Source organism: Ehrlichia japonica, from assembly GCF_000632845.1.
GTDB classification, from domain to species: Bacteria; Pseudomonadota; Alphaproteobacteria; order Rickettsiales; family Anaplasmataceae; genus Ehrlichia; species Ehrlichia japonica.
On record NZ_CP007474.1, the window covers coordinates 309,823 to 333,309 of the forward strand.

Below are 23,487 nucleotides of genomic sequence, written 5' to 3' on the forward strand. Positions count from 1 at the left end.
ATTTAAGATTTTGGTGATGTTGAAAGTAGCATTTTAGGTGTTTCCTATTTATCTCTAATGACAGCCTTATAATAAATTTTTCCAGGTTGGTGAGTAGGAGACGGGTTGCTTATCTACAGTTACTAATATTTAAGGGCATATTAAGATCTATAGCTTAAGATTTTTTTGTGATGCTTAATGATAACAATTTTAGGTGTTCCTTATCTATTTCTGATGGAGATCCCATGAGTAAATCTTCACCAGATTGATTAAGTGGAAAACAAATTACTTCTCTAATATTTGTTGCGTCTGCTAGTAACATTACCATACGGTCTATTCCTGGAGCAATTCCTCCATGTGGTGGTGCCCCAAATTTAAAAGCCCGAGTTAAAGAATTGAATTTTTGATCCACCATTTCTCTAGTGTACCCAGCTATAGAAAATGCTTTGTACATAATGTCAAGTTTATGGTTACGAATAGCACCGCTAGAAATTTCTATACCATTACAAACTATATCATATTGATATGCAAGTATACTTAAAGGATCTTGATTGTTTAAAGCCTCTAATCCTCCTTGTGGCATTGAAAAAGGATTGTGAAAAAAGTTAATGGACTTTTCCTTCTTATCATACTTGAAGTATGGGAAATCAATGATCCAACAAAACCTAAAGGTATCTTTTTCGATTAAATTAAGCTCTTTTCCTAGTATAGTTCTTACCTCTCCTGCAAATTCTGCAGCTTTTTCTTCTGTTTCTGATACAAAAAATACGCTATCTCCAAGTTGTAAATTGCAGATAGATTTGATTTTATTTAATCTTTCTTTATCTAGAAATTTAGCTATAGGTCCTTTTGCAGAATAATCATCATTAAAAGTAATATATCCTAACCCTTGTGCTCCTAGCGTTTTTGCAAATTCAATTTTATTATCAAAAAAGCTTCGTGGGTTAGCTGCTGTATTAGGTGCTGGTATTGCTCGCACTACCATTCCCTGTTTTATATTTGAGTTAAATATGTTAAATTGCGAATCTCTGAATATTTCTGTAACATCTTGGATTATTAACGGATTCCGCAAATCTGGTTTGTCTGATCCGTAATGTAACATTGCATCATAATATGATATTCTTGGGAATTCTTTGTGAATAGTTTTAGTTGAAAATTTACTAAATACATTTAGTAATACTGGTTCAATAACATTGAATACGTCTTCTTGGGTGGCAAAGGACATTTCGATATCTAGTTGGTAAAATTCTCCAGGTGAACGATCTGACCTTGCATCTTCATCTCTAAAACAAGGTGCTATCTGAAAGTATTTATCAAAACCACTAACCATTAGTATTTGCTTAAATAGCTGTGGAGCTTGAGGTAAAGCATAAAACTTGCCATGATGAATGCGACTTGGTACTAAATAGTCCCTCGCTCCCTCTGGAGATGATGATGTTAAAATAGGGGTTTGTATTTCAATAAAACCCATACTTTCCATGCTTTTTCGTAATTCTGCAATGACTTTGGATCTTAAGATAATGTTGTTCTTCACTTTGTCACGTCTTAAATCTAAAAACCTATATTTAAGCCTTGTATCTTCAGGATAATCTTGTGTTGATGCAATGCTCATTGGTAAGAGATCTGCTTCTGTTTCAACAGTAACATGCTTTACTACTACTTCAATAAGTCCGGTACTAACTGCAGTATTTATAGTAGAACTATCTCTAGCTACTACTAACCCTTTTATTGTGATTACACTTTCCAACCTTAGATGAGTAATTAATTGGAAGTTTTGATTGTCAGATTCGTTAAACACTAATTGTGTTATTCCATAATGATCACGTAAGTCGACAAAAATAATTTTCCCATGATCACGCTTTCTGTATATCCAACCAGAAAGAGTGACTTCCTGACTTATATGTTCTTCCCTTAACTCATTGCATAGGTGTGTTCTATATATATTCATAAAAATCTGTACTTTTTAATGCCAATTTATTTTATACGATAATGAATACATTAAAAGCATTTTTGAAATATTATTATTGAATAATTTTTAAAATTCATGTTTTAATTTTCTTCTTTATAAATATATGTATATAGCATTATGATTGATCAAAAAATGTAAATTTTGTATTTATATTAGTAAATAAATATAGTCATTACGTAATTAAGTATTTTAAAATTTACAGGTAAGCTTGAATAACACCTGTTCTTATGCTTACTTAATAGGTAGTTTTACTAGATTTTCAGTGAAACGTTATAATTACCAAAGTATTAAAGTGTCTTATATCTTAAAAAGGTATAAAATATTTTACTATTTACACACTGTGAAAAGTTGTATAGGATAAAACCTATCGCTATTATGCTTTTACTGTTCCATATGCGTTTTTTAGTAAATTTTTTGTTACTAACTTTGTTAACTATAAACCAAACTGGTTGTTCAGGAATAATGGCTGGCCTTGCTGTTACTACAGGTGCAATTATTACGTTGCAAGATAGATCAGTTGGTGATACTATAGACGATACAGCAATATTGATTAGAATTAATAAAGAGCTATTTAAGGTAGGGTTATTTCCTCAAGTGACTGTTAAAGTGAGTGAGGGACGTATATTGTTGATAGGGCATGTAAAATCGTTGGATGATCAAATAAAAGCTGAAAAGGTTGCATGGCAGCAAAAGGATGTTAGGGAAGTTGTTAATGAAATAACTGTAGATAAAAGCGCAATTAATCTAAAAGAAACAGCTATTGATGCTATGATTAGTGCTCAAGTCAAAGCACGAATTCTTTCTCAGAGTAAGGTTAGGTCTATGAATTATAGTGTAAACACAATAGATGGGACTGTTTATTTAATGGGCATAGCTCAGGATCAAGAGGAGTTAGATAAAGTTGTGTCGATAGCACAAAAAGTAAAAAAAGTAAAGCAGGTAATTAGTTATGTAAGATTAAAAGATAGCAAATTGCGTAATTAATTGTTCACTGTCAATTTTAGTAGATTGTTGTTGTGTATACAAATGATTTTGTATGTATGATATTTTATTAGTGGGTAATTTAAGATGCATATTTAACATAAAATATGTAGATGTGTATGTTTCAAATGTAGTTTTGTTTGTTAATATTATATGTGTTAATATTGTGATGGATTATTCATTTTATATGAGTAATGCTTATAAGGTTAAATTGTTATCTACTGATAATCTTTTTATGTTTCGATATCTTATGAATCTTGTTATTCTAGTTTTATAAGTAAAGGTCTTTTTTTTGTAAAGAAGCCGTTAACTTAGTAGATTTAGAATATAAGGAGATGTATGGCACTAGTTGTTGCTTTTCAGATGGATAAAGATGTTGTTGTTGATAAAGATCTATCAGTTAAATTTATACAAGAGGCGCAAAATAGGGGACATACTGTGTTCTTTTATTCTCCTAATCAATTAGCAATGAAGGGTAATGTTCCAATTGCTAAAGCTTGCTTGGTAACTGTAGAGGACAAAAGACTACAATGTGCTGATGTACAAGAATTGTTACTTGAAGATGTTGATATAATTTTTATACGTCAGAATCCACCGTTTGACATGCGTTATATTACAAGTACCTATATTTTAGAGAAATTGAAAAGGCCACTTGTGCTAAATCATCCTAAAAGTCTTAGAGATCATGCAGAAAAATTATTACCGCTTTCGTTCCCTGAGTTTATACCGGATACTGTCATTACTGAAGATCATCTTATATTACAGGATTTTTATCAAGAACATAAGGATATAATATTAAAGCCTTTATATAGTTATGCTGGAAATGATGTTACTAGGATGCATAGCAATGTTGATATTACAGTTGTAACAGAGTTAATGATAGAAAAATATAAATGTCCTATAGTTGCCCAGAAATTTATACCAAACATCAGCAATGATAAGAGAATTATTATTCTAGATGGCAAGCCTATAGGAGTTTTTAAGCGTAGAATATCATCTAATGAAGTTGAAGAGATAAGGACTAATCTAAGAGTTGGATCGGTTCCAGAAGTTGCAACATTGTCAGACCATGATATGGATATATGTTTAGCTATAGAGCGAGAATTATTAGGGAAGGGAATTATATTTATTGGAATTGATGTATTAGATGGATATTTGATAGAAGTAAATATTACTTCTCCATGTGGTATTTTGCAAATTAATGAATTATATGGAGTGTATTTAGAAAAAAAATGTTGGGATTGTTTTGAAGAAAAATTTTATGAAAAACGCGGTAGTTAATAAATTGTGCCGTTTATGGGAATTAATAAGTTTTTATATTTAATATAGATCCTATTATCTTATAAAATATAGTTCATTGATGAAATTTTCTCATTATTAAATAATAAGTACAGTATGTTTTTACGTTTGCACGTTTGTTTTTATGATGGGTTTTTTATGTATAAAAAGTTGAAAAATTGATTTGAAGGATTTTCTGCAGCCTAATTATTAAATATGTTATTAAAAATGATCTTAATTTTTTTTATTAATTTATTATGGATTTTAGTATCAGAGATATATAATAAGTTGTTTTTCTATTAAAACTACAAGTTATTAATTTAAGATGAGTATAGTTTGTGTTGTAATTTATTGTTACCTTATAGTGCATTATATTTTGATGTTGTCATGATTTAGATTTGATATAATTTGCAAGCTATGGTGGTTTATACTAAGGTTAGACATACATGGTATTTATTACTTTGAAAAACTGATATAAATGTTTTAATCACATGAAATATTCTATTAATGTTTTTAGGAGTTAAATTTTTAAGTTATAAGAGTTATGGTATTATTATGAGAGAAGTTGATGATCTTAAAGATGTAGGTAACTATCAGTCCTTAAATAATGCTAATAGTGAAAGTGGTGTGAATATTCTTAAATTCGTCAGGTGTTTTTTTGTTCGTAAGCACTTAATTTTTTTTATGATATTTGTTCTTAGTTTAGCCTTTACGTATTTTTTTAAAGGTCAAGTACTTAATAAGGTACAAAATTGTGCTTTGATTGTATCGAATTATATGTCAGACCAATTAGTTAGGTGGGGCTTTTCTATTGATGAAATAGTTATTGATGGAAATAAATTTGCTACTTCAGACTGTATACAAAAATTTATTGATAGTGATAGATCTATTTTATTTATGTCTTTAAGTGAATTACGGAGAAAAATAAAGGATAGTAGTCAATGGATTAAAGATGTTTCAGTGAAACGATTATTGCCTAATATTCTAGAAATCAAAATTCTAGAGTACTTACCTTTTGCAAATTGGTATCATGATTATGGCAGTTCAATCATTGATGATACAGGACATATTATTGTCAATAGTAATGAAGAACAAGATGATTTGATATCAATATATGGTAATGAAGCATTAAAAGGTTTACATTTTGTGAAAGAGCTAATTAATGAGAACAGTGTTCTCAGTAATATGATTTCTTCTATGTATTATGTTGATGATGGTCGCTGGGATATTATCTTATCTAGTGGGGTGAACATTAAGTTACCTAAGGAAAATCCTTATAATGCTTGGAATAACTTGCTTAATATATATGAAGCTTCTAATGAATTTTTAATTTGGAAAACTGTGGATATGCGTATTCCTGCTCAGATTAATATAATAGAATGATTTATTAACAATTAGTTATGATGAACTTATAAAATTGATAATAAATTATATATTGCTATGTTTATTTAGTCATTAGGATGTATAGGAATGCTATATTTGATAAATTAATGATAATTATAACGAATTTTTATTATATGGTTAAAATTTATAGATTAAAAATAATGAATTTTATATATTGGTTGTTGATCATTAATGTGTATAGTAGTATTATTAGGTGTGCTTCTATGGAGTGCACTGTGTTTGTGGTGTTTCATCAGTATTATAGGTAATTATGGCACAGAGTTTTGAAATGTCCAAAGAAAGATTGTATATTTCTGAAGTATTGGTTGTTGATGATGAAGTTGATATCAGAAATTTAATAAAGGATATATTAAGTGATGATAATTATGTAACTAAATTAGCAGTTGATGGATTATCTGCTATTAAGATGGCTTATGAAAAAGAGCCAGACGTTGTGTTACTGGATATATGGTTAAAAGGATCAGATATTGATGGATTAAGTGTTTTAGAAAAACTTAAGGAAAGGTATCCATATCTACCTGTAATTATGATTAGTGGACATGGTAATATTGCTACTGCTGTAAAATCTTTGCATATGGGAGCTTATGATTATATAGAAAAACCCTTTACAGAAGGTAGGTTAAAATTAGTAGTAAAAAGAGCAATAGAGTCTGGTAGATTACGTAGAGAAAATGATGAATTAAAGTCAACATTTGAGGATTATGAAATAGTTGGCAACTCTTCTGTGATAAAAAATCTGAGGAGTATGATTAATAAAGCTGCTACTACATCTAGTCGTATTTTAATTACTGGATCGCCTGGTGTGGGAAAAGAAGTAGTTGCTAGGTTAATACATAAAAAATCAAAAGGATATGATACACCATTTATATCAATGTATTCATCTATGTTACCTGCAAATAATTACTTAGTTAATATATTTGGTAGTGAAGAAAGCAGTAATATCTTATCTCATAGAGTACCACCTCATATTGGCATAATAGAGCAGGCAAATCACGGAACACTGTTTATAGATGAAGTTACAGATTTAAGATATGATACACAGTTACGATTACTTAGGTTATTACAAGAAGGAAAAATATATAGAGAAAATAGTAAAATTCCTGTAAGTGTAGATGTGCGAATTATTGTTTCATCTTCAAAGGATATAGAAAATGAAGTAAAAGCTGGGAAGTTTTGTGAAGATTTATATTATAGACTAAATGTTCTTCCAATCAGAGTACCATCTCTAGTGGAGTATTGTACTGATATTCCGGAATTGTGTAGATATTTTATGAATAGCATATGTAAGAAAATAGGATTATGTACACATATATTAAGTGATGAAGCTTTAATAGCTATGCAGTCTTATGAATGGCCAGGTAATTTACGTCAATTACGTAATGTTATAGAGTGGATATTAATCATGAAATCTCCTAAGGAGATTATTACTGCAAAAGATTTGCCGGTAGATATAGTATCAAATTCACCTATTAATGATGTTCTAAGTGCTAAAGTAATATCTATTCCACTTCGTCAAGCACGTGAGGAATTTGAGAAACAATATTTAAAAACTCAATTATCACGTTTTGGAGGTAATGTATCAAAAACTGCTGAATTTGTTGGTATGGAGCGTTCTGCACTTCATCGCAAACTGAAAGTTTTGGGATTATGTAATATGTCTGAGTAACTTATGTAGGGATTGTTATTTTGTAATCTAAGTTAGTTTTCTTTAGGTTGGGTATATTCTGATTTGATTGAAAATGTTGTTATGATGAATTAGGTGTATAGCTATAAAATGTTAGGTTTTGCATGTAATTTGTGTTTTGTAAAATCGGATGTAGATCTAGTTTGGTATTTTTATATTAGTTTATTGCGGTTTAGATTCATGTGTTTAGCATTGTCCTGTCTAATAACATATTTTTATAAAGTAAGTTATGTATAAAATATATAACTAGCTTTATTTATAATGTATTTCTTGAGTACAGTGTGTATATTCTAGCAGGGTATTTTTGCACTAATTTAAGAGTTTAAATTATGTCTGATATTATTTTGTCTAATGGTGTGTTTTTATAAAGTAAATTGTATATAGATGTGCAAATGGGTAATTCTATATTAAGTTCTTTTGCTAGTAATACTAATGGTTTTACGGTACTAACGCCTTCTATGATTCTTGATTTATTGCTAAGCATTTTGCTTATGTCTGCACCTTGCCCTATTTCTATTCCGAAAGACATGTTTCGTGAATGTGCTGTAGTACAAGTTAATATTAAATCTCCAAGACATGATGGACCAATTAAAGTTGAAAGATTGATAGTCCTGTTTTTTGCAGTGTATAAATCCTTTATTTCTTTCATTCCTTTAGTTATAACAGTAGCTATAGCGTTGCTTCCTAGGTTTTTCCCTGTTATTATTCCACAGGCAATTGCGATTATGTTTTTTAATGCGGCTCCAATTTGTACTCCTAATATATCTTGGCTGTAAACTATTTTGAAAGTCTTATTGCTTATCTTTTTTGTTATTAATGTACCTAAATCTTCATTTTCTCCTGCAAGCACTATAGTGCATGGTAGGTCTTCTGCTATTTCTTTTGCAAAGCTTGGCCCGGATAGTATAAAAGTTGGATTATTTGGCAAAATTTCCTTTACTATTTCACTTGGAAACTTAAGAGATATGTTTTCAATCCCTTTGCTACAAATTAATAAAGGTGTTTTTTCAAATATATGTTGTTTCTTTTGTATGGAATAGCATAGCGTACGCAACTGTTGTGTGGGTACTGCGAGAATAATGCAAATATTATGGTCCGATAATACTTCATCTATGTTACTACTTACAATTATGTTCTCTGGTAATTTGCGTGTTGGCAAGTATTTAAGATTTGTGCGATGGGTTGCTATGGATTGCATATCTATGTGGTTTCGTCCCCATAGGTTAACTGATATGCTATTTGGAGACAATGCAATTGCTATTGCTGTGCCAAATGATCCTGCACCTAAAATAGTGGTTTTCATTTTTTATCTACTTAATAAAGGACTTAGCTGGAGGCGATTATATATTATATATTATGTAGTGTTAAGAATTGAATTAGTATTAATTATAGTATTATTAATAATAGTATTAGTAATAAATGTTTAAAATGTTGATAAAGATAATTTATTATGGAGGAGATTTCTATGTAAATGTTCTGCATTTTGATATTTTTGTAAACTGCATAATGCGGTAAATTAAAGTTTTTGTATTTTTAGCGTATGAAAAGTCAAGATTTGTGTGTTATTATCAATGAATGGATATCTTGGATAGAGAAGGAGAAAAGATATTCGATTAATACAGTTGATTCTTATCTTAGAGATGTTAATAAGTTTGTCGAATTTCTATATATGTGTACTTTGCGTTCTGTTACTTTAGAGGATATTATTAATATAAAAGTTACAGATTTAAGGAAATGGTTTGCATTTAGATATCAGGCTAATATAGAAGCTGTAACAAATGCAAGATCTTTGTCAGCATTAAAAAATTTTTTTCAGTATTTGTCACGCACTTATAATGTAGATAATCAAGCAATTTTTTGTTTATCTAGACCAAGGCTTAAGAGCACTTTACCTAGAACATTAGCCCGATCTCACATTCAAAGGATACTTGATTACTATAGTTTATTACACAATGATTGGATAGTTAAACGTGATTTCGCACTAATTATGCTCCTTTACGGGTGTGGTTTAAGAATTAGTGAAGCAGTAAATTTAAGGTTTCAAGATATTAGAGGAGATGAACTTTTAATTATTGGTAAGGGGAATAAAGAGAGAATCTTGCCTGTTTTACCTATAGTGCGTGAGAGCTTAGATGGATATATAAGATGTTGTCCATATCATGTAGAATTGAGTTCGGTTGGAAATGAATACGTTTTTGTAGGAGTTAAGGGTAAAAAGCTTAGGAGGACTTATTTCGCAAATAGAATACAAAAAATTTGTAAAGAAATAGATTTACCTGATATTACAACTCCTCATGCATTTCGTCATAGTTTTGCTACACACTTATTTCTAGGTGGTGCAGATATTAGATCAATACAGGAATTATTAGGTCATGTTAATTTATCGACTACACAAATTTATACTCATTTAGATCATAAAAGTGTAATTGAGCACTATAAGAATTTTCACCCTCAAGCTATAAAGAAAGAATAGTTACTTAATACACACCTGAAAAGTGAGAATGAGTAATTTTTATAAAATTTGATTATTTAGATGAAACTTTCTCTACGTAATGATAGTAATGAAATACATCCATTGTTTGAACTTATGTATTCTTACTATTGTTCAATATAGATCTATTATTTCGAGTTAGAAGATTAAATAATGTATAGTGCCTACTGATATTTATTTGGTAATTTAAGAGCTTGCTCAAATATATTTGTTAGGACGCTATACCATTTTCACTTTCTGTAATTTTGTATACAATTGCATTTTTATGAGTTGAAAAATTAAACAATATGCATAGTTTACTTTAGTGTTTATTCGGTTATTTTTAAGACTGGTTTAGCTACATTTGGTTGAATACTACCTGGTCTTCAGTGTCCCTTTCTGTAATTTTACCAATTTTGTATACAACCTCATCTGTAACTTTGAGGAGAGATAATGTTTGTTCTTCATTTTCTTGTGGTACAATTAATATCATACCAATGCCGCAGTTAAATGTTTTGAACATTTCCATTTGTGGTATTTGTATTTCAGTATTTAGCCAATGAAATATTTGTGGCATCTTCCAAGAATTCAAGTCAATGGTAGCTGATAGATGGTTAGGAATGATACGTGGTATATTATATATGAATCCTCCTCCAGTAATGTGGGCTAAGCCATTCACTAATGAAACTATAGGTAGTAAGGAATTTACATAGATACGTGTAGGTGTGAGTAAATAATTTGCCCATGTTTGATCAGACCAAGGACATACATCATGGTAGCTGATTTTATTATCACTGATGATTTTCCTTATTAATGAGAAACCATTAGAGTGTAATCCAGTTGAAGCTAATCCAAGTATTATATCTCCAGCTTTTATGCTATGATTTTTTGGTAAAATATTATCTGCTTCAATAATACCTACTGTAAAACCAGCTATGTCATATTTATTATCGCTATACATTCCAGGCATTTCAGCAGTTTCTCCGCCTATTAATGCGACATTTGCTTTCTTACATCCTACTGCTATACTATTGATAATTTCTAAGGTAGTATCATGATCTATTTTACCTGTTGCGAAATAATCTAAGAAAAACAATGGTTCAGCTCCCTGTGCTAAAACATCGTTAACGCACATTGCTACAAGATCTATACCGATAGTCTTATGATTGTTTACTTCTTGTGCAATGCATAATTTGGTACCAACTCCATCAGTTGAGGATACTAAAACAGGTTTGCTATATTCCTTTATTTTTGACATATCAAACAGTGCTCCAAAGGACCCTACATTGCCAATTACTTCTGGTCTAGATGTTGATGATGCGATTGGTTTGATTTTTTCTACTAGACTATTGCCGGATTCAATATCAACTCCAGCGCTTGAGTATGTTTTCATAGACACCTTAATTTATGTGAAACTCATTTTTACAATTAATTAATCAGAATAGCATTAAATATTTGAACTTCATATAAAAAGTTGTTTACTAGTTAGTGAGGTTGTTTTTTTTGATATGTTAAAGTTAAAAAACATAATGTTGAATATAGGATTTTTATGCACAATAGTAAGATTTTATCAAACGTAGAATTAGTGTCTGCAAGGTTGTTGCATGATCTGGCTGGATCTGTAGGAGCAATAGTAAATTATATAGAGTGTTTAAGTGATGATGAAAGTTTATCTGAAGGTATGATACCTTTACTTTCTGATGCAGCTGATGATGTAATGAATAAATTTAAATTATTGAAGCAAGCCTATAGTATTTCTGATGATAATGGGGATTTTAATGCTACTCAACATAATATCAAAAATTATCTGAAGAGAAAAAAAATTATTCTTGAATGGGATGTTGATATACAGATTTTTGATGTTGAGTTGGTTGAAAAGATCAATAAGTTACTTGCTAACGTAACTATGATATTAATGTTCTTCATGATAAATGGAACTAAAGTAAAAGTTATACTATCTAAGTCAAATAGTAATAGTTTATTTATAGAAACAGTAGCTTCTGCTCAAAAAATAGAAATGCACGAAAGTATTAAGAGTATTCTTGATAGAGACATATATAACCAAGAATTGAATACAAAGAATATTCAAGTAAATTTTCTAATGATGCTTTTAGATAGCTATAATGCAAAAATGACATATGAAATACAGAACACTGTTTTTAAGTTTTCTATATGTATGTAGTGTGAAAAATTTACTATTGATAAATTAATTTATTTTTATACAGTACTATGTATATGTACTACATAGATTATAGTAGTTTGTTAAATATAAATAATATTCTGAAAGTTATACCTTGTTATTAAGGAATAATGTGTGCTTGATAATTAATTAAGCACTGCTAAAGTATAAAAAACTACTGTGAAGAAGTATTAAATGAAAATTTAGTAGGTGTTTTTTATGGAATGTTAGTACTTTTGATTGTACCTCCAGCTGCTTCTTGTTGGGCAATGAATAATGTGTTACTTACGTTTGTTAAAATTTGTTCTGTGTCAATTTCGTTATACATTTGAGCATAACCTATTGAAACATTTGCATGGAAATTTTGAAGGTTGTTATTAATGTTTTTGTGTATTCTAGATATTGCTGAATATGCATGTTCAGATTTACATCCTAATAAGATACAAATAATTTTGTAATCTCCTATGTACCCAATTATGTCACTTTCTCTAACGTTTTTATATAACAAGTTGATAATGTGTTGTGTTAAAGTGTCTATACTAGACTTATTATATGGAGGGTTTAGTTGTATCATACTCAGGATAGCATATGTATTGTGTTTATGAAGGAAGTCTAATACGATCTTTATTTCTGTCTTTGTGGACACTTCATCTATTATATTAAAAACTGAATGCATGTTATACTTTTTATTGGAAAGTATGGATTGTCTAAATATATCAAGCTTTTGTGATATACTAGCATTCCGTACTAAAATTTCATAGTTTATTATATCTTGGTTAGAAGCTGTAGTTCGAAAAACTTTTTGTATTACTGGTATTATTTTATTGTTTTTTCCAACAAGAGAACAGTTACGTGTTTTGGATAAAATGTCAAATAAATCAATTCCATCACTTGTGTATTCTAAATAGCTATTGATATTTTCTACAATGTTTTTATGTAATATAGTTGATAATGGCTTATTAGAAAGTTCTTCTGCTGTATAATCTAAAAGTGTTTCTGCTGCTTTATTCAAATTAGAAATTGTTAAATTTTGCAAAGTGTTGTTCTGTTGGACTGATATTACAGAATCATCAGATCTTCTTGCAACCACAAAGTGATTCATGTTTTTCTCATTTTATCAATTAAACACTGAATTAAAATCTGTTTGCTGTACTATTTGTATAAAAATTTTTCTTTATTGTTTTTATTCATGATTTGTAGTTAATGAATTCTTCATATGATATTTTAGTTACAAATGAATTTTAGTGTCTTTTCTACACAATAAACATTTTGTGTTAAAATATACCAGATTTTTGAGAATATACTAGTTATGTTCTAGCTTGTATTAAACTAGTTATATGTTTTTAATTATGTAATAATTTTTAAATATTTATGTAAGAACAATATTGGAATTTAACTGTAGTTAGTTGTTTATACTCAATCAATTTGAAATGCCAAGATGTATAATGAACTTCCCCATGTTAGGTTCTGTGTAATAAATTTTAGAATTTTTTATATAAACTGAGTGGGGAACTAGACTGTGGCTGACTCCTTCAGGTAAGTCAATCTAGTAATGATGGCTAAAAGATGTAATAAATCATCTTATGTATTAATCCATTAAACTTATGTCATATTTAATTGTAATAAGAATATTGTACATATTGCTTAAAAAATTTTTTAATTTTCTTCATCTAATTGAGAATTCCATAGGTTTTCGAGTTGATAATATTCTCTTACTTCTGGCCTGAAAATATGCACTAATATGTTGTAACAGCTTAATACTACCCAGTTACCATCTTTTAGCCCTTCAATAGATAGCTTTTTATATGGTTTGATTTCTTTCCTAATTCTTTCAGCTAAAGATTTTACATGATAACTTGATTCGCCTGAAGCAATTATTAAATATTCTGCTAAGTTACTTTTATTGCTGACATTAATTGTAACAATATTGCTAGCTTTATGTTTATCAAGAATGAATATTATAAGGTTTTTCAGCTCTTCTGGAGAACTAAATGGTTTGTCAGTTTTACTGAGACTCATTTTACCTCGTTTTTTTAGATACTAGGTTTTATTGTATTACATATTGTACGTAATATAAACAGTTAAAAAGCATTAAAAGAGATGTGTTTATGGTAAAACTGTATATATTATTAACAGTTGCAGGTATATATAGTGAATCATGAATTTTCTTAGAAGGTTATCTACAATATGTATAATATATTTTAATAAAACTATGGAAGTTGGTTAACTTATGAATATTAGAAGCTTAATATTATTTCTAATTATTTTTCTTTATAGCAATATGTCATTTTGTCAGGATAGTTATATGGTATTTAGAGATAGTGAGGTTGAGTCTGTAATAAAGAAAATAGCGTTTCCAATATTTACTGCAGCTAAAATTAATCCTGAGACTGTTAGAGTTTTTATTGTTAATGATAAAGTAGTAAATGCTTATGTTGATGGGAATAATAATGATGTATTTTTAAATTATGGGTTATTTCAGTTTTCAGAGGATCCTAGTGTGCTAATTGGGGTTTTAGCTCATGAAGTTGGGCATATATCTCAGAAACATGTGTTATTTCGTAAAAGTAAAATACAAAATTCTATGATTTTATCTGGAATAGGGTATGTTTTAGGTATTATTACTGCAATTACAGTAAATCCTGATATGGGCCAAGCAATAGCTCTTGCTACTAGTGATATTAGTAAAAGAATGTTTTTTCTTTATAGTCGTCTACAAGAAGCATCTGCAGATCAATGTGCGTTGCGATATCTAGATGAAGCTGGGTATAGCAATGATGGATTAATTAAAATGTTTAAGCATTTTTATTCATTAGAAGCACAATATAGAGGAAGTATTGATCAATATTTATTATCGCATCCTCTTAGTTATGACAGATTATTACAGATGCAAAATTATCGAAATCGTAATAAAGTTAATGGTTTTTCTGATGAAGATATACATAAATTTAAGCGAGTGGTAGAAAAAATTAATGCATTTTTTAATCCAATAGAACGTTTAGTCAATGAGAAAAATGATATAAATCAGTTATCTCCATATATACAATCTATTATTTTTTATAAGCAATCTGATGTTTTAAAGGCTTTAGAAAAACTTGACAGTTTAATAGTACAATCTCCAGAAGACCCTTATCTTTATGAGTTAAAAGCACAAATTTTATATAAGGCAGGTGACATTGAAAAATCTGTGGAAAATTATAAATTAGCACTTAAGTTTTCTTTTGATGATGTTTTAATAAAACTTGAAACATCACAGGCTTTGTTATTATATGATCAAGAAGAAGCAGTAAATTATTTGGAACAGGTTACATATCAGGAACCGGATAATATTTTTGCTTGGAAGCAATTGGCTATAGCTTATGGTAAGATAGGGGATTTAGGAATGTCATATTTTTCGTTGGCAAGTAAGTCTTTTTTTGAGAATAATAAAAGAGATTTTGATAAATACTTTGGTTTGGCAAAAAAATATTTACCAAAGGATAGTGTTCATTTAGAACGCATGCATGATTTAAGAATGAATTTATTAAGTAATGCGTAATTAATTAAATTATTAACAATGTTGTGTATATTTTGATGAAGGTGTAATAATGGTTTCATTTATGAGAATACATGGTGCTATGTTGTTTTTATTAATACTACAAGTCTCTTGCAGTCCTATTTATGGTACTAAAATAGAATATAAAAGTCCAGAAGGTGAATCTGGGAAGGCTTGTATAGTAAAATGTGCTTATGTGAGAAATGATTGCTATAGACAATGTCAAGTTAATGTTACTAATTGTAAGTTAACTGAAAAAATGATAAGTGCTCAAGAACGTTCTCAACCACTCATTAATATAGTAAATAATAATGAAAGTGGAAATAATGGAAATAGTAAACCGAAGCAGAGTGATAATAACTCATGTAAAAGTAAAAACTTAAAATGCAAAGAATCTTGCTCTAATAGTATTACATGTAATACTCAATGTGATATCTATATGGACATGTGTAATACTGAGCAAAGTTTTGATCGTTATAATGAGTATGATAACTTTGTTTCAAATATGTATGAAGGAAATAAAAGTCCTACAATAGAAAAACAACATACTGTCAGTTTATGTCAGAGTGATAAGTGTGATAGATTATGTAAAAGTGATTATGATTTATGTTTTTCTAGCTGTGGCGGAAAAATAATCACCTATAAACAGTGTGTAGCATTTTGTGATAAAAAATAAATAAGCATTATAATTTTATATATTATTTTACTTTTATTATATAGGAGCAAAAGTGCTGCAGTTAATGAGTTTATAAGTGATAATATTTGCATAATTAAATAAATCTGGATTAGTTTAAAAAGTGGATATCACATTAATTGAGTATGATGTTAATGATTATTCTGTGTCAGTGATAAAATGTTTTTTGATTGTCTAAATGTAATAAGTTTTTATTAATGAAGGAGTCTACTTCTTTTATAATGTACTATTGTTACTGTAGGTGTTAATTTAAATTATGCTAGTATACTTAATGTTATATAAAAACCCTTAAAATTAATGGTATGCTGCTAGACATACATGAATTCTGTTTTTAAGATTGATACTATTTAGAGTTAGGATTACCTATAGTTTTTTAATTCTATATTATCAATATACTTAGGGATATCTTATTGTTATTTGTATTATATAAAAAAGCTTGTAAATTTTTTAGTATTAACTATTCAACTAGAATTGGTGATATGCTGCTAAACATATGTGAACTCTGTTTTTAAGATTGATACTATTTGAGGAAAAGAACCTCTATTTTTAATGCTATACTATTAATATACTTAGGAATATCTTATTGTTATTTGTATTATATAAAAAAGCTTGTAAATTTTTTAGTATTAACTATTCAACTAGAATTGGTGATATGCTGCTAAACATATGTGAACTCTGTTTTTAAGATTGATACTATTTGAGGAAAAGAACCTCTATTTTTAATGCTATACTATTAATATACTTAGGAATATCTTATTGTTATTTGTATTATATAAAAAAGCTTGTAAATTTTTTAGTATTAACTATTCAACTAGAATTGGTGATATGCTGCTAAACATATGTGAACTCTGTTTTTAAGATTGATACTATTTGAGGAAAAGAACCTCTATTTTTAATGCTATACTATTAATATACTTAGGAATATCTTATTGTTATTTGTATTATATAAAAAAGCTTGTAAATTTTTTAGTATTAACTATTCAACTAGAATTGGTGATATGCTGCTAAACATATGTGAACTCTGTTTTTAAGATTGATACTATTTGAGGAAAAGAACTTCTATTTTTAATGCTATACTATTAATATAATTAGGGATATCTTATTGTTATTTGTATTATATAAAAAAGCTTGTAAATTTTTTAGTATTAACTATTCAACTAGAATTAGTGATATGCTGTTAGACATACATGAATTCTGTTTTTAAGATTGATACTATTTGAGGAAAAAAAATCTCTATTTTTAATGCTATACTATTAATATACTTAGGAATCATCTTATTTTATTTGTCTTATATAAGAGAACCTTTAAATATATATGGGTTTTGTTTGATTAAATTAATACTATTTAGCTTTGTAAGTATTTCATATATTGACACTTTGAATATTGGATGAGGGAATCGTGCATAAATATCACATAGTGGTACGAGAACAAAATCTCTACAATGCATTTGTTTATGAGGTATAGATAAAATTCTAGAATCCAACATTTTATTTCCCCACAATATGATATCAATATCTATAGTTCTGGGTGCCCAATGTTCATGATTAGTTCTACCAAGCTTTCTTTCTATGGATTTAATCCTTTCTAACATGGAGTGTGGAGATAAATGTGTATATCCTGATATTACCATATTTAAATAAGGGGTATTCCAATGATCGACTGCATTTTTTGGTAATAGAGCTGAAGTTTTATAGAGGCAAGAATAATGTTTATTATGCAAAGGCAACATGTTAATTGCAGATTTAATGTATGCTAACATGTTACTACAGTTACTTCCTAATGCTAAAATCACAACATCGTTACTAGGCAGGTTATACATTCTGTTTTGGTAACTTAAAGCTATAAGGTATCTTGTTTTGAAGATTATTTCAATGCTTTTGTGTGGTGTATTAGAGTGTTATGTAAACTAAAAAATATGTAAAATATTATGATAATATTCTTATGGATTTTGTTTATTTTTTTGTTTGATTTGTGCCATTTAGCATATGTTTCGTATTGTGATAGTTTTTTTATATGTTAATTAGTGTATCGAAGTGTTGTGTAGATTTAAGACTATGGGATATTGTGGTAATATGATTGATTTTTAATTATGTTATTTATGTATGTGTTTCACTATGGATAGTGTTTGATATGTTAATTAGTATATCAAAGTGCTGTATGTAAATTAAAGATATACAATGATCAATGGGCTTAATACGAATAAGTATCATTTTTTTATTAATGTATTTTACTCATATGTAATATGACTTTATTACTGGCTAACATTGATTTGTTATAGTTACATAAAGGAAGTTTTTTCTTTGTTGACTGTATGACTCTTTATTTTGTTTTGCACTTACAGTTTATATACAAATAGTAAGGTTAAATTTGATATATGGCTATTTCATAAAATACTTACATTATTATGTTTTTTTATAAAGATATTTTATGCTGTGTAATATATTAGGTGTTTGCCACATTTTTATATGATTGTATTTTCATATTACTGAATTTCTTATAACTCTGTTCAAGTGTGTTTAAATCAATGGAATACATATCTTCTATCATAAGGATATTTGTAGAGGTTATCTTACCTATATTTGCATGTGGAATTTCTTTGAATATTGCTTCAAATTCTTGCTTGTTATGTTTCCCTATTGTTACTAAAATCCTGCTTTGTGATTCTGAAAATAAAATAACTTTTTCTTTTAAATCGTTATTCTTAATATTGCATGTTGGTATTGATGATAAACTAATTTCGGCTCCAAGTTGTCCTCCAATAAGTGATTTTACTAAGCTTATTATCATTCCGCCTAAGTTGACTGCAATTGCTGATGCTATAAGATTTGCATTGATAGCCTTATTATAAGATGTATATAATTTTTTAGCATGTTCAGCATGTACTTGTGGTACATTATTATTTTCTATGCCGCTATATTTTTGATATTCAGAACCTCCAAGCTCATCATAAGTTGTACCTAGTATGTATATTAAATCTCCTGGACTTTTCACATCAAGTGTTACAGCATTCTCTATATTTTCTATGATTCCAAGAGTAGAAATTAAAAGTGAAGGTGGAGCCGAAATGTTAATTTGTTCTCCTTTACTATTATATCCTTTAAAATCATTAAACATGCTATCTTTACCAGAAATAAAAGGTGTTCTAAATGCTGTGGCATAGTCATAACATGCTCGTGCTGCATTTTTTAACTGCCATAATCGTTGTGGGTTTGTTGAATCACACCAACAGAAGTTATCTAATAATGCTAAGTGGTTAAAATTTCCTCCTATTGTAACATAATTGCGTATAGCAGTATCTATTGCACAAGCTGCCATGTGATATGTGCTTATTTCTCCATAACTTGACCCTAATCCATGCGATTTTACTATTCCTCTTTTTGATGATAATATTGGTCTAATAACTATTGCATCTCCGTTTACTCTTCCTATACCTTGAATAGGTTTGATTACAGATGTGCCTTGTACTTCGTGATCATATTGTAGGGATATGAATTCTTTACTACATATGTTCATTCTTTGTACAATCTCATTTAACTCAATTTCTAATGGTTTATCGCACTTTTGGTGAGGTATTGGTATTGATTCTGTGGTTTTTAGCCATGGGCTAGTTTGTAAGTGGGTTTTCGGAACACCATTGTGCAAAAAATCTACGTCTATATCCATAATAATGGATCCATTATATAGTACTACAGCCTTATTACTGTTGTTGAATTCTCCAATGATACTAATTTCAACATCATGTTTTTTCATTACTTTTTCAAATGTTGGAAATTTGCTAGGAGAAACAGCAAAAGTTATCCTTTCTTGAGATTCTGAAACCCAAATCTCCCAGGGTAACATATTGTCATGTTTAAGTAACACTTTATCCAGTTCTACTGTAAACCCATTGTGACCCATTTCTCCTACAGAAGAAGATAGTCCGCCAGCCCCATTATCAGTTATTGCATTGTATAAACCTAGATCTCGTGCTTCTTTAATTATTGCATCAGATAGCTTTTTTTGAGTAATAGGGTCTCCTATTTGTACTGCTGTACTATTGCTGTTATGTTCAGTTAACGCGTTAGATGAGAAGGTAGCACCATGTATTCCATCTTTTCCTGTTCTACCTCCTGCTATAACTATATAGTCTCCATTGTGAGGACTTTTTAAATGTGATAGTGAGTTGTTAATTATACGTGGCATAATACCAGTGCATCCTACAAAAACTAATGGTTTACTACAAAATCTGTCATCAAAGTACACAGATCCTAAGCTTGTTGGTATCCCAGAGCAATTTCCACCAGAATTTACACCTTTTATTACTCCGTCCATTATTGTATTAGATGACAATGTTTTTACTGTGCAGGATTTATCCCTATATAATTCTTCATCTGATTCGGAAAAGCAAAAATAGTAGGCATTTAGTATTGGTTTTGCTCCTTTACCAAATCCAATTATATCTCTATTTACTCCTAATATTCCAGTAATTGCTCCTCCAAATGGATCAAGTGCTGATGGACTGTTATGTGTTTCTACTTTATCTGCAATAATAAAATCATCATCAAATACTATTGCTCCTGCATTATCAGAAAATGTGGATATACATATTTCTGAGTTTATTTCATATGTTGCACGTTTTATGTAGTGCTTGTAAAGCCCATCTGTAATTTCATCTATAGGAGAGGAAAAGATATTATGTTTACAATGTTCTGACCAAGTTTGTGCTAATGTTTCAAGTTCAATATCATTAGGATTACGTTGAATTTTTTTAAAGTATACCTGAATAGCCTGCATTGCTTCTAATGATAGATTTAAGGCTCCTCGACCATTAATTCCATGTCTACTGATTTGTATTAATTCATGATCTTGAATATTTAGATCTATAGAAGTCACATATGTGTCTTGTTTTTTATCTTGTGGAAAAAGGTCTTCATACTTAATATATGGGATTAGAAATATACTGTTATGTGTAGAAGAGTCAGTATATATATTATTTAGATTCGATATCTGTTTATTTCCAAAGAATCTTACTTTAAATGCTCCTCCTTTTGCAAAAGATAATTTATAGTACTCTATTAACGGATTAAATAGTTTAAGTATGTCTTCTTCTTGTGGTATGGGTCCTTGTCCAAATGTAACTTTGGAAGTGAATACATCTACTGCTGTTTTATATTCTAGCATTTCATTTATTATGCATTTGGTAGTATTACCAACATTATCAGTGACTCTAGGTAAGAAACATCTCTCTAATGACCAGTCCGCTTTGAAAGTATTAAGTAGATTATAATTAGTATTAGTGGTTACTTCTTTATAATTCAGCTCTATATTATCATATATGAAAGCAAAGAATTGTTGTGTTATTGGATTGGTTAGCACAGAGCCTATTTTATTAATAATTGCTGAGTCTAAATTATGTTGAACATTTATTGTGTAAACCGTAACATCATTGCTCGTGTAGTTTTCTGGTAGTACTTTATCTGCTATGCCAATACGTATAATCATGACTAATTGTTGATTAAGTAATATGTTTACACTGTATAATAATTAGGGGTAATTTCAAATATATTATTAATGCTTCTAGTAATTATTCATAATTACAGTAAGTAATAAAATGATACTATTGTGAGATTTATCCCTGTGTTTAGAGTTTAAGTAAAGGATTATTAATATTTTAGTTGATAATCTATCAGTATTATTAAAGTAATGATTTTGTAAAATTAGAAATAATTGAAGTATATTATGAATAATAAGAGGCAATAAGTGATCTTATTATGAAGAGTTAAAGTAAAGGAATTATAATGTTTAAGTCATCTATCAATATCGTGAGGGAACATGTATAGTTGCAGGATAAGTGTCTTTGCGTAATTTTAGTACTTTTTATAGTATGGAACTATTAATATATGTGTGGAAATTATTTCATATTTCTTAATCTTTTATCCTAATAAAGAGCTAGATCTTGAATTAGCTTTTATATAAGATAGGTCTTTATTATTGTATATTTGGGGTTATAGTAGGTTTTGTATTGTAATCACATTATCAAGTTTGTGCTATCTATGATTTTACAGTGTGTAAATGTTTAATACAGAAAAGGACATAATTTTAATGTATTTAACTTTGTATAGCAATGTGGTAGAGAGTGTTTTTTATATTTACTAGGTAAAACTGAGTTGAAGTTTGTTTGTAATTATTCATCTGAAATGAATATTAATCTTATAGTGTATGGGTATTGAATATAAAATAGATATGTAGTAATTTCAATTATTTTGTCATAAATAAAAAAACATAGTTTTAATTATTTGATTTTGTTAAGTTAGGTGTAGTTTATAGTGAATAGCATTTTTACAGTTTGCCAGGTAAAAATAAGCCGGATTCTGTTTATGTAGTTATTCATCTGGGATAGACATCACTATCTACCTCACGCGACTCACCTGGGTAATTGTGAGGGAAAAGCACAATACCTCCTCTTAGTCTTGCTCCTGGTGGTGGTTGCCTAGCTACTATATGTTACCATAAGTACGGTGTGCTCTTACCACACCTTTTCACCCTTACCTTGAAACAAGGCGGTTATTTTCTGTAGCCCTTACCTGGAGTCACCTCCGACAGGGATTACCTGTCACCATTTTCCCTTGGAGTCCGGACTTTCCTCTGTATTCTATAATACAGCAACTACTCTTTTACCTGACAAGCTATTATAATTTCTAATTGTATTAAGTAAATGATTAATTTTGTAAATTTAAAAGAATGTAGATTTGAAGCTGTGCCAATAGTTTTGTATCATTGTTGCAGTTGAGTGTTGGAAGTTGTAAGTAATTTGACTAAAGTATAGGTCTTTCTGTAGTTCTACATATTTAGTTATATTAAGTAAATGGTTAATTTTGTAGATTTAAAAGAATGTAGATTTGGAGTTGTGGCAATAGTTTTGTATTGTTGTTGCGCTTGAATATTTAAGAGTTGTAAGTAATTTGACTAAAGTATAGGTCTTTCTGTAGTTTCACATATTTAGTTATATTAAGTAAATGATTAATTTTGTAAATTTAAAAGAATGTAGATTTGAAGCTGTGCCAATGGTTTTGTATCATTGTTGCAGTTGAGTGTTGGAAGTTGTAAGTAATTTGACTAAAGTATAGGTCTTTCTGTAGTTCTACATATTTAGTTATATTAAGTAAATGGTTAATTTTGTAGATTTAAAAGAATGTAGATTTGGAGTTGTGGCAATAGTTTTGTATTGTTGTTGCGCTTGAATATTTAAGAGTTGTAAGTAATTTGACTAAAGTATAGGTCTTTCTGTAGTTTCACATATTTAGTTATATTAAGTAAATGATTAATTTTGTAAAT

Annotated in this window: 15 protein-coding genes and 1 other RNA gene; 8 read left to right on the forward strand and 8 right to left on the reverse strand. The window is 28.9% G+C overall.

Annotated elements, in window-relative coordinates; all coding sequences use genetic code 11:
* Nucleotides 1–154 precede the first annotated feature (154 nt).
* A complete protein-coding gene (aspS, locus tag EHF_RS01255) occupies nt 155–1,927 on the reverse strand; it encodes an aspartate--tRNA ligase (protein ID WP_044194252.1) in 1,773 nt (590 codons plus the stop codon).
* A 414-nt stretch (nt 1,928–2,341) separates the two neighbouring features.
* On the opposite strand from aspS, the gene EHF_RS01260 reads away from it, so the two are divergent.
* From EHF_RS01260 to EHF_RS01280, 4 genes are all read left to right on the forward strand, one after another.
* The gene (locus EHF_RS01260) at nt 2,342–2,932 is read left to right on the forward strand and encodes a BON domain-containing protein (RefSeq protein ID WP_044194254.1); all 591 of its coding nucleotides are present in this window, start codon (nt 2,342–2,344) and stop codon (nt 2,930–2,932) included.
* A 336-nt stretch (nt 2,933–3,268) separates the two neighbouring features.
* On the forward strand, nt 3,269–4,210 hold the full coding sequence (gene gshB, locus EHF_RS01270; protein WP_044194260.1) for a glutathione synthase: 942 nt from the start codon (nt 3,269–3,271) through the stop codon (nt 4,208–4,210).
* A gap of 552 nt (nt 4,211–4,762) precedes the next feature.
* On the forward strand, nt 4,763–5,590 hold the full coding sequence (locus EHF_RS01275; protein ID WP_044195811.1) for a cell division protein FtsQ/DivIB: 828 nt from the start codon (nt 4,763–4,765) through the stop codon (nt 5,588–5,590).
* A 271-nt stretch (nt 5,591–5,861) separates the two neighbouring features.
* Complete coding sequence (locus EHF_RS01280; protein ID WP_044194264.1) at nt 5,862–7,277, forward strand: sigma-54-dependent transcriptional regulator; 1,416 nt, start codon at nt 5,862–5,864, stop codon at nt 7,275–7,277.
* 340 nt (nt 7,278–7,617) lie between these two features.
* On the opposite strand, the gene EHF_RS01285 is transcribed toward EHF_RS01280, so the two are convergent.
* On the reverse strand, nt 7,618–8,598 hold the full coding sequence (locus tag EHF_RS01285; protein ID WP_044194266.1) for an NAD(P)H-dependent glycerol-3-phosphate dehydrogenase: 981 nt from the start codon (nt 8,596–8,598) through the stop codon (nt 7,618–7,620).
* Between the two features lie 237 nt (nt 8,599–8,835).
* On the opposite strand from EHF_RS01285, the gene EHF_RS01290 reads away from it, so the two are divergent.
* On the forward strand, nt 8,836–9,768 hold the full coding sequence (locus EHF_RS01290; protein ID WP_044194269.1) for a tyrosine recombinase XerC: 933 nt from the start codon (nt 8,836–8,838) through the stop codon (nt 9,766–9,768).
* Nucleotides 9,769–10,123: 355 nt separating this feature from the next.
* On the opposite strand, the gene purM is transcribed toward EHF_RS01290, so the two are convergent.
* The gene (gene purM, locus EHF_RS01295; protein ID WP_044194271.1) at nt 10,124–11,158 is read right to left on the reverse strand and encodes a phosphoribosylformylglycinamidine cyclo-ligase; all 1,035 of its coding nucleotides are present in this window, start codon (nt 11,156–11,158) and stop codon (nt 10,124–10,126) included.
* A 156-nt stretch (nt 11,159–11,314) separates the two neighbouring features.
* Here purM and EHF_RS01300 point away from each other — a divergent pair, with 156 nt between their 5' ends.
* Nucleotides 11,315–11,947: a histidine phosphotransferase family protein gene (locus EHF_RS01300; protein ID WP_044194274.1), complete on the forward strand. Its 633-nt coding sequence runs from the start codon at nt 11,315–11,317 to the stop codon at nt 11,945–11,947.
* Between the two features lie 214 nt (nt 11,948–12,161).
* Here the strand turns inward: EHF_RS01300 and EHF_RS01305 are convergent, their stop codons facing one another.
* The gene (locus EHF_RS01305) at nt 12,162–13,046 is read right to left on the reverse strand and encodes a diguanylate cyclase domain-containing protein (RefSeq protein WP_044194277.1); all 885 of its coding nucleotides are present in this window, start codon (nt 13,044–13,046) and stop codon (nt 12,162–12,164) included.
* A gap of 554 nt (nt 13,047–13,600) precedes the next feature.
* Nucleotides 13,601–13,963, reverse strand: a complete 363-nt coding sequence (rsfS, locus tag EHF_RS01310) for a ribosome silencing factor (RefSeq protein WP_044194279.1) — start codon at nt 13,961–13,963, stop codon at nt 13,601–13,603.
* Between the two features lie 211 nt (nt 13,964–14,174).
* Between rsfS and EHF_RS01315 the strand changes: the two genes are divergently transcribed.
* Both EHF_RS01315 and EHF_RS01320 read left to right on the forward strand, forming a co-directional pair.
* The gene (locus EHF_RS01315) at nt 14,175–15,482 is read left to right on the forward strand and encodes a M48 family metalloprotease (protein WP_044194281.1); all 1,308 of its coding nucleotides are present in this window, start codon (nt 14,175–14,177) and stop codon (nt 15,480–15,482) included.
* Nucleotides 15,483–15,543: 61 nt separating this feature from the next.
* On the forward strand, nt 15,544–16,155 hold the full coding sequence (locus EHF_RS01320) for a hypothetical protein (RefSeq protein ID WP_044195813.1): 612 nt from the start codon (nt 15,544–15,546) through the stop codon (nt 16,153–16,155).
* A 1,306-nt stretch (nt 16,156–17,461) separates the two neighbouring features.
* On the opposite strand, the gene folK is transcribed toward EHF_RS01320, so the two are convergent.
* From folK to rnpB, 3 genes are all read right to left on the reverse strand, one after another.
* Nucleotides 17,462–17,992, reverse strand: coding sequence for a 2-amino-4-hydroxy-6-hydroxymethyldihydropteridine diphosphokinase (gene folK, locus EHF_RS01325; RefSeq protein WP_044194284.1), 531 nt, complete (start codon nt 17,990–17,992; stop codon nt 17,462–17,464).
* Nucleotides 17,993–18,615: 623 nt separating this feature from the next.
* The gene (locus tag EHF_RS01330) at nt 18,616–21,654 is read right to left on the reverse strand and encodes a phosphoribosylformylglycinamidine synthase subunit PurL (RefSeq protein ID WP_044194286.1); all 3,039 of its coding nucleotides are present in this window, start codon (nt 21,652–21,654) and stop codon (nt 18,616–18,618) included.
* A gap of 843 nt (nt 21,655–22,497) precedes the next feature.
* An RNA gene (gene rnpB / locus EHF_RS04540) (RNase P RNA component class A) lies at nt 22,498–22,834 on the reverse strand.
* Nucleotides 22,835–23,487: the final 653 nt, after the last annotated feature.

What these genes read in the sequence shown, in the direction of transcription:
- aspS (WP_044194252.1), bottom strand. Translation starts at nt 1,927, where the DNA reads ATGAATATATATAGAACACACCTATGCAATGAGTTAAGGGAAGAACAT.
- EHF_RS01260 (WP_044194254.1), top strand. Translation starts at nt 2,342, where the DNA reads ATGCGTTTTTTAGTAAATTTTTTGTTACTAACTTTGTTAACTATAAAC.
- gshB (WP_044194260.1), top strand. Translation starts at nt 3,269, where the DNA reads ATGGCACTAGTTGTTGCTTTTCAGATGGATAAAGATGTTGTTGTTGAT.
- EHF_RS01275 (WP_044195811.1), top strand. Translation starts at nt 4,763, where the DNA reads ATGAGAGAAGTTGATGATCTTAAAGATGTAGGTAACTATCAGTCCTTA.
- EHF_RS01280 (WP_044194264.1), top strand. Translation starts at nt 5,862, where the DNA reads ATGGCACAGAGTTTTGAAATGTCCAAAGAAAGATTGTATATTTCTGAA.
- EHF_RS01285 (WP_044194266.1), bottom strand. Translation starts at nt 8,598, where the DNA reads ATGAAAACCACTATTTTAGGTGCAGGATCATTTGGCACAGCAATAGCA.
- EHF_RS01290 (WP_044194269.1), top strand. Translation starts at nt 8,836, where the DNA reads ATGAAAAGTCAAGATTTGTGTGTTATTATCAATGAATGGATATCTTGG.
- purM (WP_044194271.1), bottom strand. Translation starts at nt 11,158, where the DNA reads ATGAAAACATACTCAAGCGCTGGAGTTGATATTGAATCCGGCAATAGT.
- EHF_RS01300 (WP_044194274.1), top strand. Translation starts at nt 11,315, where the DNA reads ATGCACAATAGTAAGATTTTATCAAACGTAGAATTAGTGTCTGCAAGG.
- EHF_RS01305 (WP_044194277.1), bottom strand. Translation starts at nt 13,046, where the DNA reads ATGAATCACTTTGTGGTTGCAAGAAGATCTGATGATTCTGTAATATCA.
- rsfS (WP_044194279.1), bottom strand. Translation starts at nt 13,963, where the DNA reads ATGAGTCTCAGTAAAACTGACAAACCATTTAGTTCTCCAGAAGAGCTG.
- EHF_RS01315 (WP_044194281.1), top strand. Translation starts at nt 14,175, where the DNA reads ATGAATATTAGAAGCTTAATATTATTTCTAATTATTTTTCTTTATAGC.
- EHF_RS01320 (WP_044195813.1), top strand. Translation starts at nt 15,544, where the DNA reads ATGAGAATACATGGTGCTATGTTGTTTTTATTAATACTACAAGTCTCT.
- folK (WP_044194284.1), bottom strand. Translation starts at nt 17,992, where the DNA reads ATGTATAACCTGCCTAGTAACGATGTTGTGATTTTAGCATTAGGAAGT.
- EHF_RS01330 (WP_044194286.1), bottom strand. Translation starts at nt 21,654, where the DNA reads ATGATTATACGTATTGGCATAGCAGATAAAGTACTACCAGAAAACTAC.